The organism is Coprococcus sp. AF16-5, from assembly GCF_003479365.1.
Lineage (GTDB): Bacteria > Bacillota > Clostridia > Lachnospirales > Lachnospiraceae > Coprococcus > Coprococcus aceti.
Genome location: NZ_QUGZ01000001.1, coordinates 737633 through 750663, shown reverse-complemented (window position 1 = coordinate 750663; position 13031 = coordinate 737633). Strand labels below are relative to the sequence as shown.

Here is a 13031-nt window from a genome sequence, read left to right as displayed (position 1 = left end):
TTAATTAAGTCACAACAGATGATTTTGCCTTGAGCGAAGAACAAGATTGGAAATTGCTGTATTCCTTTCGCAGGGCATTTGAGGTCGCCGGTACTTGGCGATACAAAGTGAGCCTTAGTACCGCTGCAGACCGAAACGAGCGAGAGCGTCCCCAGAAAGGAATACAAGTATTGACAATCTGTTCGTCAGGAAGGAAAAATCATCGTCACAACTAAAAAGAAGGAGAGATAACAAAAATGGCAAGAGTGTACAACTTTTCAGCAGGCCCTTCAGTTCTTCCTGAGGTGGTATTAAAAGAGGCAGCAGAAGAAATGCTTGATTACAAGGGAACAGGCATGAGCGTAATGGAGATGAGCCATCGATCTAAAGCCTTCGACAATATCATCAAAGAGGCAGAGAAGGATCTCAGAGATCTCATGAACATACCTGACAACTACAAGGTGCTTTTCCTTCAGGGAGGAGCTTCTCAGCAGTTCGCAGCAATTCCAATGAATCTCATGAAGAATGGCGTGGCTGACTACATCATCACAGGTCAGTGGGCAAAGAAAGCATACGAAGAAGCAAAGAAATATGGAAAGGCAGTTGCAGTTGCATCATCAGCAGACAAGACTTTCTCATATATCCCAGATTGTTCAGATCTTCCAATAGATGACGATGCTGATTATGTTTACATTTGTCATAACAATACTATATATGGAACAACATACCACACACTTCCTAACACAAAGGGCAAGATACTCGTTGCAGATATGTCATCAGACATTCTCTCACAGCCTGTAAATGTTGAGGATTACGGTATGATCTACTTCGGAGTTCAGAAGAACGTTGGTCCTGCAGGCGTAGTAGTGGCTATCATTCGTGAGGATCTTATCAGAGATGACGTAATGCCATTTACACCAACCATGCTCAAGTACAAGACTCAGGCAGATGCGGACTCACTCTACAACACACCTCCATGCTACGGCATCTATATCTGTGGCAAGGTATTCAAGTGGGTTAAGGAGATGGGCGGCCTTGAGGCTATGAAGGCTCACAACGAGAAGAAGGCCAAGATCCTCTATGATTTCCTCGACAGCTCAGAGCTCTTCAAGGGAACTGTAGTAAAGGAAGACCGTTCACTCATGAACGTACCATTTGTAACTGGTGACGCAGACCTTGATGCAAAGTTCGTCAAGGAGGCTACAGAGGCTGGATTTGTCAACCTCAAGGGTCACAGAACAGTAGGTGGTATGAGAGCATCTATCTACAACGCAATGCCTATCGAGGGTGTTGAGAAGCTTGTAGAGTTCATGAAGAAGTTCGAGGCAGAGAACAAGTAATATATAGTAACAGAAAAGGGAGAAAAAGACATGTCAGTAAAGATTAATTGCTTAAACCCTATCGCCAAGTGCGGTATGGAGCTTTTACCTGATACATATGAAGTAACAGACAATTTCGCAGATGCAGATGCAGTTCTGGTCAGAAGTGCATCCATGCATGATCTTGAGCTGTCAGACAACCTTCTGGCAGTAGCCCGTGCAGGTGCAGGTGTCAACAACATTCCACTTGATAAGTGCGCTGAGAAGGGTATCGTAGTATTTAACACACCAGGAGCAAATGCAAATGGTGTTAAGGAGCTTGTAGTAGCAGCACTCCTCATGGCTTCAAGAGATCTCGTTGGCGGTTACAACTGGGTCAAGGACAATGCCGCTGAGGCAGATATCGCCAAGATGGTGGAGAAGCAGAAGAAGAACTACGCAGGCAATGAGATCCTTGGCAAGAAGCTCGGTGTAATCGGACTTGGTGCCATTGGAGCAAAGGTTGCAAATGTTGCGCTTAAGCTCGGCATGCAGGTATACGGATATGATCCATATGTGTCAGTAGATGCAGCATGGGGACTTTCAAAGGATGTAAAGCACATCACAAATGTAGAGGATATCTACAGAGACTGTGATTATATAACAGTTCATGTTCCAGCTCTTGACAGCACAAAGGGAATGATCAATGCAGATGCATTTGCACTGATGAAGGACGGCGTGAAGATCCTCAACTTCGCAAGAGACGTACTGGTCAACGATGAGGATATGAAGGCGGCACTCGACTCAGGCAAGGTTGCAAAGTATATGACAGACTTCCCTAACCCAGCTATAGCAGGTTACAAGAACGTGGTAGCATTCCCACATCTTGGAGCTTCAACAGCAGAGTCAGAGGACAATTGTGCAGTTATGGCTTGTAAGGAGATCAAGGCATACATCAACGATGGAAACATCAAGAACTCTGTAAACTATCCAAACGTAAACATGGGACAGTGCAGTGATGTAGCCAGAGTTACTATCTGCCACAAGAACATCCCTAACATGCTCACCCAGTTCACAGGAGTATTCTCCAAGAAGGGCGGCAATGTATCAGGAATGATCAGCAAGGCAAAGGGCGATTACGCATATTCTATCCTTGATATCGGTGTAGAGCCAACAGCAGACGACATCGCAGAACTCTCAGCAATCGAGGGAGTTGTTAAGGTAAGAGTCATAAAGTAATAAAAGATAAATAGGAGAGAAGAAAAATGAGTGACAAGTTAAAGGTAGGTATCCTTGGCGCAACAGGTATGGTAGGTCAGAGATTTATCTCACTTCTTGAGAACCATCCTTGGTTCGAGGTCGTTACAGTTGCAGCCAGCCCAAGAAGCGCAGGCAAGACATACGAAGAGGCAGTTGGTGACAGATGGAAGATGGATACACCGATGCCAGAAGCAGTTAAGAAGCTTGTAGTATACAATGTCAATGAGGTAGAGAAGGTTGCTGCCACAGTTGATTTTGTATTCTCAGCAGTAGATATGACAAAGGATGAGATCAAGGCTATAGAGGAGGCTTATGCCAAGACAGAGACTCCTGTAGTTTCAAACAACTCAGCTCACAGATGGACTCCTGATGTTCCTATGATGGTTCCAGAGATCAATGCAGACCATGCAGAGGTTATCGAGTTCCAGAAGAAGAGACTTGGAACAGAGAGAGGATTTGTTGCAGTTAAGCCTAACTGCTCAATCCAGAGCTACGCACCGGTACTTACAGCATGGATGCCATTTGAGCCATACGAGGTTATCGTAAGCACATATCAGGCAATCTCAGGAGCAGGTAAGACATTCAAGGATTGGCCTGAGATGCTTGGCAACATCATCCCATATATCGGTGGTGAGGAAGAGAAGTCAGAGAAGGAGCCACTCAGAATCTGGGGTAAGGTAGACAAGGAGAATGGTGTGATCGTTCCTGCAGAGGGAATCACTATCACAAGCCAGTGTATCAGAGTCCCAGTTCTCAACGGACATACAGCAACTGTATTCGTAAAGTTCAGAAAGAACCCTACGAAGGAGCAGCTTATCGAGGCTATGACAAGCTTCAAGGGCGCGCCTCAGGAGCTTGGTCTTCCAAGTGCACCAAAGCAGTTTATCCAGTACCTTGAGGAGGACAACAGACCACAGGTTGCTCTGGACGTTGACTTCGAGAAAGGTATGGGTATCAGCGTAGGACGTCTCCGTGAGGATTCAGTATATGACTGGAAGTTCGTTGGCCTTTCACACAACACTGTAAGAGGTGCTGCAGGTGGTGCAGTTCTCTGTGCAGAGCTTCTGAAGGCTAAGGGATATATCACAAAGAAGTAATAAATTATATGGATATTTGAAGTGTCTGTGCTAACAATATCATAAAGATTTGCCGGGATAATGTTGCTGCTATGAATTGAACATGTTCCGGCAATTTTTTTGTTTTGCATGGCGTTATATTATGCAGTATTATTGATAACATTATGTTGACATTGCACAAACAGGTATACTAAAATTAGATTAATTGTAAATAAACCATGAATTACTAAGGGAGGTATTTTATGAGAAAAGGGAAGAGATGGCTGGCAGCGGCTGTGAGTGCAGCGATGATTGTCCAGTCACTGGCCAGTGTTGGCCCGGTTTATGCAGCGGATGATGGCGTATCCATAGCTGACACGTTTACGGATTCGTCGTTTAGAAGCTATGTGTCGAGTAATTTCGATACAGACAGTAATGGTTATCTGTCAGATGCGGAGATCTCGAATGTAACATCTATAGATGTTTCGAAGTGTTCTCCTGCTATATCAAGTTTGAATGGCGTAGAATTGTTCACCAATCTGTCAAAGCTGGATTGTAATGAGCAGTCTATAAGGAATCTTGATATAGAGAATCTTGAGAATCTTGAATATATAGATGTCTCAAGTAACAGAATAGACAGTCTGACATTGCCGGTAAGTGCAGAGAAACTTACATATCTTGATATAAGTGGAAACAAGATCACAAGCCTTACATCTCTGGCTGATTACAATAATCTTGTACTGCTCAATGCCAATTCAACAAACCTTTCATCGATAGATGTCAGCAATATGAAGGGGCTTAAGGTGCTTGGCGTAAGTGGAACCACCATATCAACACTTGATCTTGGCTCAAACATGGAGCTTACAACACTTTATTGTGACAGCATGCGTTCACTGCCTGTCCTTGATGTGTCAGGTCATGAGAAGCTTAAGAATCTTTATTGTGCTGGAGCAAAGAGCGACAGTGGAGTTGTTGTTCGTTCGTCAATTACCAAGCTTGACGTATCCGGTGATATAGTCCTTGGTTCGCTTGATTGTTCAAATAGCTATGTGGCTGAGCTGAACATAGACAATACCCCGGCGCTTACAACACTTGATTGTTCTAACACGAGACTTACATCAATAGATGTGTCAAAGAACACAAGTCTTAGCTACCTTGATGTCAGCAGCAATGTTCTGGGTGCGGTGGATTTTACTGCGAATACAGCACTTAGAGAGCTTTATGTCAAGGATACTGGCATAAATAAGCTTGATGTATCTACTCTCACCAATCTGGTTAATCTTGACGCATCATCAAATTCTCTTGCAGAGCTTGATATAGCATCAAACAGTTTATTGGAGAAGCTTTATATTTCAGACAATAATATCCAGGGTATAAAGCTTGATGGTCATCCTGACCTTAAAGAACTTGAGATTGACAACAACAATCTTGTGGCCATAGATATATCAGTGTGTCCTAAACTTTATGGCGATGATGGTGTGTTCAGTTGCAGTGGGAATAGCAGGGATATAACACTTGATACTACGAACTATGATTATGATTTTAGCGATTTTTCAAAAGTCTATGGTTTGCATAAGGCGTGGTATGACTATGAACTTCCTGTTGCTGTAGATAACAACGGCAAGCCTTTAACGGATGATAATGGGGTTGAAATTCATAAACGAAACAGGAATACTACAGGATACGCAGGAATACAGGGCATAGATGCCAGCAATGAGGCGTCATCCGTGACTGGAGGACAGCTTGATGGATATATATTTACAGCGGAGCCGGATGCGGAGAAGATTACATACAATTACTATACAGGAGCAGGAATGGGGAAGGTCAAGTTCACACTCAACATTCTTAACCCGCTCAAGGTCACAGTATGGTATACAACTGATGGAAATGTTGTAAAGTCAGACAGTTCTACACTCAGCTTCAGAGTTGGTGATACGACTACACTTACAGCTACGGATGACGAAAAGAATCCACACAAGAACATAACATGGAGTTCGTCAAATGAAAGAGTTGCACAGATAGACAGGGAGACAGGAGAACTGACCTGTGTTTCGGCGGGAACAGCTCAGATTAACATTCTGCTGAATGATCGTGCTATAGGATATGTGAATATGGAGTGTCACAAGCCTGTTACCGGACTTTATCTTGTAGATCAGAACGAGAAGGATGATGCAGGCAACCAGATAACATACGAGAATGGCGCAGTCATCAACATGGACTGTGGAACATATCCAAGAAATGGCTCTAAGAAGCTGGATGTAAAGTGTGTTACCGAGGATGGTCTTGCGTCCAAAGAGATATCAGGATTCACTTGTAAGGTGACTGATGCGTATGGCAAAGAAAACAATAAGGTTTTGTCGTTTAATACATCAAGTAAGACTATAACAACAAGAGGTGCAGGAATCGCATTCCTTCATTTTACATCAACTGATAATCCTGATGTAGAGACAGTAATTCAGGTAAATGTTGAACAGAGAGTAAACAGCGTGACACTTTCACAGTCTAGAATGACGATCATTGCAGGTGGAAGCAGTAATCTCGTTGCTACGGTTTCTCCAAATACTGCAGTGGAGCAGAGCGTTGTATGGTCATCATCAAATGAGAGCATTGCTACGGTCGATGCCGAGGGAAATGTGAAGGCAGTCAATCCGGGAGAAGCTGATATCATATGTACATCTGTTGATACTGAGCAGGTGTACGGCAAGTGTCATGTGACTGTACAGCCGCCTGTAAAAGGTTTGACTCTCAATATGAACAGTGCAGAATTGCTGCTCGGAGCAGATACGGAAAGCAGAACAGTATCACTTGAGGCTGTTATCGATGCGGATGATGCAAGTATTTACAAGAATTTGAAGTGGACATCGTCAGATACAAATGTTGCTTCGGTGTCATATAGTTCAACAGATAAGACAAAGGCTACAGTTACTGCCAGATCAGCAGGAACTGCTGTTATCAGATTTTCAATTTCAGATGATGAGTATGTGGATTGCAACATTACAGTAAAGCAGAGAGTTACAAGCCTTAGAATAAACAGAGACAAGACAACAATATATGCTGGTGATACACTGCAGGTAACAAGCACTGCATCCCCTGCAACTGCATCGAATCAGGAAGTCATCTGGGCATCATCAGACGAGAGTGTTGCAAGCATTGACAAGGATGGTTTGATAACAGCCCTCGACAGAGGAACCACAGTTATCACAGCTACAGCAGTTGATGGAAGTGAGAAAACAACATCATTCACTCTTACAGTAAAGAAGTATGTAAGTGCTATAACACTTGACAAGGAGAAGCTCACTCTGTATGTGGGTGAACGAGGAACTGTTAAGCAGACCGTACTTCCAGAAGATGCAAATGACAGAAATGTTATATGGCAGTCAAGTGATCCGGGTGTTGCAACAGTATCAAACGGAACAATAACAGGTGTTAAAGCCGGAACAACAACAATAACATGTACTGCAAGAGATGGAAGTGGAGTATCAAAAACATGTGAAGTTACAGTAGTCCAGCAGATATCATCAATAGTATTGGGTGAGAGCACTAAGACTGTGAATGTAGGTGATAAGTTTACCCCGAATGTGACTCTCAATCCGGAGAATGCTTCAAAAACAGAGCTGAAGTGGACAAGCTCGAGTGAAGCAGTAGCATCTGTAGATCAGAATGGAGAGGTAACAGCAAAATCCCGTGGTACAGCGACAATCACATGCGAGGCTGTCGAAGGCATTGAAGGAAGAAAGGCCAAGGCAGCTCTCAGACTTACAGTTAACCAGCCGGTTACAGGAATAAAACTTAATCAGACAAAACTGAATCTGTTTGTGGGTAAACAGGGCAGAATAACATCGACTGTAGCTCCTGCTAACGCAAATAACAGAAATGTTGAGTGGACAACTTCTAACAGCAAGGTAGCAACAGTAAACAATGGTACGATCAAAGCAGTATCAAAGGGAACAGCAGTTATCACATGTAAGGCTAAGGATGGAAGCGGCAAGCTTGCAAAGTGTACTGTTACGGTTTCACAGCCTGTAACATCCATCAAGCTCAATGCAACAAACAAGACTATCAAGAAGGGTGCTACATTCACACTCAAGGCAACTGTAGGTCCTGCAGCGGCAAACAATAAGGCGGTTACATGGTCATCATCGAACACCAAGGTTGCAACAGTTTCGTCAACAGGAGTTGTCAAGGCTGTTAGAAAGGGTTCGGCAGTTATCACATGTAAATCAAAGGACGGAAGCAATATTACTGCCAAGTGTACAATCAATTCAGTTATTATGGTTTCTTCGATCAAGTTAAACAAGAAGACAGCAACCATAAAGAGAAAGGGAAAGATAACACTCAGGGCAACAGTAGGTCCTGCAACTGCAAACAACAAGGCAGTTATCTGGGTTTCTTCAAATAAGAAGATAGCTACCGTAACAACAAGTGGAACAGTAGTAGGTAAGAAGAAGGGCCGTGTGGTAATTAAATGTAAGGCTAAGGATGGCAGTGGTAAGTACGCAAAGTGTACAATCATAGTAAAATAAAATATAACAACATATAGTTGGAATATATGATCTTAATCGTCAGGCCTGCAAAACAGGTCTGACGGTTTTTTACGTATATTGTTCTTTGCTGTTCTTTATTTTTATTTAACGTTAAAAAATGTTGTAAGCAAATAGCAATTGTGATAAACTATTAGAAAAATTGATTTCATTTACATGGAGGCATTTATAGATATGAAGAAGCTTATTTTAGTTACATCACCACCAGCATGTGGAAAGACATTTATTTCAAAGCAGGTTGCAAAGGCACTTCACAATTGTGTATACCTTGACAAGGATACACTTATCGTGCTTTCAAAGCAGATATTTGTGGTTGCCGGACAGGAGTACAACCGTTCATCAGATTTCTTCCAGAAGGAGATCAGAGATTACGAGTATTACTGTGTGCTGGATCTTGCATTTGAGGCATTGGATTACAATGATACAGTTCTCATCAATGCTCCGTTTACAGAGGAGATCAGAGATGATGAGTATCTTGACAATCTTCGCGCTAAGCTTGCAGAGAAAGATGCAGAGCTCTTCGTTATCTGGGTAAATACAAGAAAAGATGTATGTCATGAGAGAATGATCAAGAGAGCTTCAGACAGGGATACATGGAAGCTTGAGCACTGGGATGAGTACATCAACAGCCAGAACTTCAATCCGCCTACAAACATCAAGGATCTCTTCATTTTCGAGAACTCATCAGAGGAGGAATATGAGGATTCGATCAAGAAGGTTGTCAAGGCTGTAAGAGGTTAATTGGCACATACAATAAAATATTTATGACAGGAGTAGAGAATATGGCAACAATCAGAAGTTTTAGAGCCTATAGACCGAGACCAGATGTTGCAGGCAGAGTAGCTGCCTTGCCATACGATGTGTATAACCGTCAGGAAGCAGAGATAGAGGTCAAGCGCGAACCATTATCATTTTTGAAAGTGGACAGAGCAGAGACATCCTTTGGACCAGATGTGGATACATATGCTCCATGTGTATATGATAAGGCTGGTCAGCTGCTTCAGGGCATGATAGATGATGGAACATATATCATGGAGCGCAGACCAGTCTATTATATTTATGAGCTTATCATGGATGGCCGGCATCAGACAGGACTCGTGGCATGTTCTTCTATAGATGACTATATGAATGGAGTCATCAAGAAGCATGAGAATACCAGAGAGGACAAGGAGATAGACAGAATAAAGCATGTCGAGGCATGCGGAGCGCAGACGGGACCTATATTCCTTGCGTACAGAGCGATAGATAAGGTTGACGAGATCATCGATAGAGTGAAGAAGGGTGATAAGTTGTACGGCTTCACATCACCTGACAGGATCACTCACAACGTATGGATAATAGATGGCCAGGAAGATATAGACACCATCAGAGCTGCATTTGAAGGAGTGGACGATATCTATATAGCGGATGGACACCACAGGGCGGCATCGGCCGTCAAGGCGGGAATCCATATGAGAGAGAAGAATCCGGGATATACCGGGGATGAGGAATTCAATTATTTCCTCTCTGTACTTTTCCCTCATGACCAGCTTATGATCATGCCGTACAACAGAGTGGTAAAGGATCTCAACGGACATGACAAGCAGGAATTCATGGATGAGGTTTCAAAGATATTTGATGTGACAGCCAGTGATGTTCCGGTGGAACCACAGGTCAAAGGACAGGTGGGAATGTACATGGATGGAAGCTGGTACAGACTGGATGTCAGAGAAGGTATTGTTCCGGATGATGTCGTGGGCAGACTTGACGTATCGGTACTTCAGGATAATGTGCTTGCACCGATACTTGGAATACAGGATCCGAGAACTGATCAGAGGATCATGTTCGTAGGTGGAATCAGAGGACTTGCAGAGCTTGAGCGTCTGGTGGATGGAGGAATGGCGGTTGCATTCTCGATGTATCCGACATCCATCACTGAACTGTTCGACATTGCAGATGCGGGACTTCTCATGCCTCCAAAGTCAACGTGGTTTGAGCCAAAGCTCAGAAGCGGAATATTTATACACAAGATAGACTAACATTAGGAGAAGGGGTTTTATGGAGATATTTGTATTGAAATCAGATGAGGTTGCAGCGATAACAAGGGGTACGCATGGCAACCCTCATCATATTCTTGGTATGCACCAGTGTCTTAATGACTGCTATGTAAATGCATACCTTCCGAGGGCTACGGCTGCGTTTGTTCTCAGGATAAATGAAGAAACGGGCGAGCCGATATTTAAATATCCTATGACCGAGATAGGTTCACAGGGATTTTTTACAGTGAAGATCGAGGATAGCGGGGCATTTGCATATAAGCTCATAACAGAAGGCGAGCAGGCGGCTGAATTCTATGATCCGTATTCATTCGGATACAGCGTGGATCCGGTCAATGTCATGAAGGTGGTAAATGGAGACGATGGAATATTGTCGGATTTCCATGTAAAGGATCTGTTTGGAGCAAGACAGATCACGCTCGATGGTGTACAGGGTGTATCGTTCTGCATGAATATGCCGGGGGCAACCAGGGTCAGTGTGGTCGGAGATTTCAACGGATGGGATGGACGCGTGAATCCTATGAGAAGGATTGACTACACTGATATGTTTGAGCTGTTCATTCCGGGCGATCTCATGAATACCAGATACAAATTCGAGGCATTATACAGAGATGGAAATACAGATATATTTGCAGACCCTTACGCTGAGGTTTATGAGGTGGCACCGGGAAATGCGTCGGTACTTGCAAAGCTTGAGTATAGCTGGTCAGACTCTTCATATATGAAGAAGAGAGGCAGTGTATCTGCCCCGGTAAATATATATGAGGTCCACATGCCGACATGGAAGAGAAACTCAGATGGATATCCTCTTAACTATCTCGAATTTGGCAAAGAGGCTGCCATGTACGTGAAGAATATGGGATACAACTACATACAGTTTATGCCACTTATGGAATATAGAGATGACAATGGCTGGGGTTATGATACCGTGGGAATGTTCGCTCCGACATCGAGATTTGGATCACCTACGGAGTTCATGGCCATGGTCGATCATTTCCACAGCAAGGGGATAGGCGTTATCATGGATATGGTATCTGTGAGGGATGTGGATTGTATCGCATATTGGATAGATACATATCATCTGGACGGAGTAAGGCTGGAGGATGAGGAGCTTATCAGAGCGCTGAGAACAAACCTCGGTACTGCAGGTGATGATGTTATGACAGATCTCAGGTGGAATAATGAGGCTGTGTCCAGAGTGACAGATTTCATGATGATACCTCCTGTGAACAGAGGAAGCTTTACGGATTATACATGTGGTATACCATTTGATGAGAAGGATGATACCGTATGGGCGCTCAGCCATGATGAGGTTGCATATGAGCGTGGAAGTTACGCATCCAAGATGTCGGGTGGCTATGAGGACAAGTATGCTGATCTCAGACTTCTGTTTGGTCTCACCATGTCACTACCGGGAAGAAAGCTGACGTTTATGGGACAGGAATTAGGCGGATTTGCCGGGTTTGACGGAAGAACCCAGATCGACTGGTCGGTTCTTGAGTTCGATGCAAACAGCTATTTTCAGAAATATATAAAGGAACTCAACAAATTATACGATACAAAGAATGCTCTGTGCGGTGATGGCAGGGACCTTGCCGGCAGTGCACTTGATATACAGGAGAAGGGACAGGTAATATCATTTGTAAGACATGGTTTGGATGTCGCAGATGATGTGTATATTGTCTGCAACTTCGGACTTAAAAATGTGACAGGATATAAGCTTCCGGTTGAGACGGATGGAAAGTACAGAGAGATCTTCTCAAGTGATAACCTGAAATACGGAGGCGAGGGCAACAATAACAAAGGATATGAGACTGCTGCGGATGGCGTGATAGAAGTGAGTGCTCCTGCACTGTCATTTGCAGTGTTTGCCCATGTAAAATAGGAGGAATAGACATTTATGCTATTGATTGGTGATCTGTATAACATGGCGGCTGATACTGCGACCACAGAGAGTGTGGTCGGGGATGCTGTGAAGGAGGCAACGGATCAGGTGAGCATCATAGGACAATATATCCAGAAGCTTACAGACTGGTGCATGTCCAAGCTGGGCAGTATTGTAGTGGCGGTCATATTCATGGTTGTCTGCTTCAAGCTGGTGAAACTTCTGCTCAAGATACTCAGGAAGAGCTTCGAGAGATCAAAGCTTGATCCGAGTGTTGCAGGATTTTTCATATCGGCGGTCAAGATCGTCATGAATGTTTTGATCGTGCTCACTGCGGCGAGTATCGTGGGATTTCAGATCACATCATTCATAACCATACTCGGTACAGCAGGCGTTACCCTTGGACTTGCACTCCAGGGAAGTCTGTCAAATCTTGCGGGCGGGCTGCTGATACTCATACTGAAGCCATTCAGGGTCGGAGATTATATAGTGGAGAACAATACCCACTGTGAGGGAACAGTAGTGTCCATAGATATATTCTATACAAGACTTATAACCCTCGACAACAAATCAGTCGTCATACCGAATGGTAACATATCCAATACATCCCTTGTGAATGTGACTGAGCACGATATGAGGAGAGTGGAGATACCATTTTCCGTTGCGTATGACTCCGATATGGAGAAGGTCAAGAGAGTCACACTTGAGACCATAAAAGATGTTGACGGTTTCCTTAAGGATGAGCAGGTTCTCTTCTATATAGATGAATTTGCTGACAGCGGTATCAATATGTATGTGAAGTTCTATGCGACGATAGAGAAGTTTTTCGATGCCAAGTGGGATGCCATGTGGAAGCTCAAGAAGGCATTTGATGAGAACGGCATAGAGATTCCGTTCAATCAGGTGGATGTGCACATGAGACAATAGTTCATTAACACACATAAAATGCTTGATTTCTTGCAAAAATAAAGGCAATC

General features: G+C 43.6%; 8 protein-coding genes. All 8 read left to right on the top strand.

The features are described 5' to 3' along the window. Positions 1 to 236: 236 nt before the first annotated feature. The 8 genes from serC (at position 237) to DWW70_RS03310 (ending at position 12981) form a co-directional block, all read left to right on the top strand. Entirely contained in the window at positions 237 to 1319 is a 1083-nt protein-coding gene (serC, locus tag DWW70_RS03345) for a 3-phosphoserine/phosphohydroxythreonine transaminase (RefSeq protein WP_015533539.1), read from the top strand. Between the two features lie 30 nt (positions 1320 to 1349). Beyond that, positions 1350 to 2516, top strand: a complete 1167-nt coding sequence (locus DWW70_RS03340) for a phosphoglycerate dehydrogenase (RefSeq protein WP_015533538.1) — start codon at positions 1350 to 1352, stop codon at positions 2514 to 2516. Between the two features lie 26 nt (positions 2517 to 2542). Next, positions 2543 to 3634, top strand: a complete 1092-nt coding sequence (gene asd, locus DWW70_RS03335) for an aspartate-semialdehyde dehydrogenase (protein WP_015533537.1) — start codon at positions 2543 to 2545, stop codon at positions 3632 to 3634. Positions 3635 to 3855: 221 nt separating this feature from the next. Beyond that, on the top strand, positions 3856 to 8115 hold the full coding sequence (locus DWW70_RS03330; RefSeq protein WP_118649231.1) for an Ig-like domain-containing protein: 4260 nt from the start codon (positions 3856 to 3858) through the stop codon (positions 8113 to 8115). Between the two features lie 192 nt (positions 8116 to 8307). Beyond that, positions 8308 to 8874, top strand: a complete 567-nt coding sequence (locus DWW70_RS03325) for an AAA family ATPase (RefSeq protein WP_015533536.1) — start codon at positions 8308 to 8310, stop codon at positions 8872 to 8874. Between the two features lie 41 nt (positions 8875 to 8915). Further along, on the top strand, positions 8916 to 10151 hold the full coding sequence (locus tag DWW70_RS03320) for a DUF1015 domain-containing protein (protein ID WP_118649337.1): 1236 nt from the start codon (positions 8916 to 8918) through the stop codon (positions 10149 to 10151). 19 nt (positions 10152 to 10170) lie between these two features. Next, entirely contained in the window at positions 10171 to 12054 is a 1884-nt protein-coding gene (locus DWW70_RS03315; RefSeq protein ID WP_118016665.1) for a GlgB N-terminal domain-containing protein, read from the top strand. A gap of 15 nt (positions 12055 to 12069) precedes the next feature. Beyond that, positions 12070 to 12981: a mechanosensitive ion channel family protein gene (locus DWW70_RS03310; RefSeq protein ID WP_117548774.1), complete on the top strand. Its 912-nt coding sequence runs from the start codon at positions 12070 to 12072 to the stop codon at positions 12979 to 12981. The last annotated feature ends 50 nt before the right edge of the window (positions 12982 to 13031 follow it).

Bases quoted from the DNA above. Each gene is read 5' to 3' on its own strand.
- DWW70_RS03330 (WP_118649231.1), top strand. From the start codon at position 3,856: ATGAGAAAAGGGAAGAGATGGCTGGCAGCGGCTGTGAGTGCAGCGATG.
- serC (WP_015533539.1), top strand. From the start codon at position 237: ATGGCAAGAGTGTACAACTTTTCAGCAGGCCCTTCAGTTCTTCCTGAG.
- DWW70_RS03310 (WP_117548774.1), top strand. From the start codon at position 12,070: ATGCTATTGATTGGTGATCTGTATAACATGGCGGCTGATACTGCGACC.
- DWW70_RS03320 (WP_118649337.1), top strand. From the start codon at position 8,916: ATGGCAACAATCAGAAGTTTTAGAGCCTATAGACCGAGACCAGATGTT.
- DWW70_RS03340 (WP_015533538.1), top strand. From the start codon at position 1,350: ATGTCAGTAAAGATTAATTGCTTAAACCCTATCGCCAAGTGCGGTATG.
- asd (WP_015533537.1), top strand. From the start codon at position 2,543: ATGAGTGACAAGTTAAAGGTAGGTATCCTTGGCGCAACAGGTATGGTA.
- DWW70_RS03315 (WP_118016665.1), top strand. From the start codon at position 10,171: ATGGAGATATTTGTATTGAAATCAGATGAGGTTGCAGCGATAACAAGG.
- DWW70_RS03325 (WP_015533536.1), top strand. From the start codon at position 8,308: ATGAAGAAGCTTATTTTAGTTACATCACCACCAGCATGTGGAAAGACA.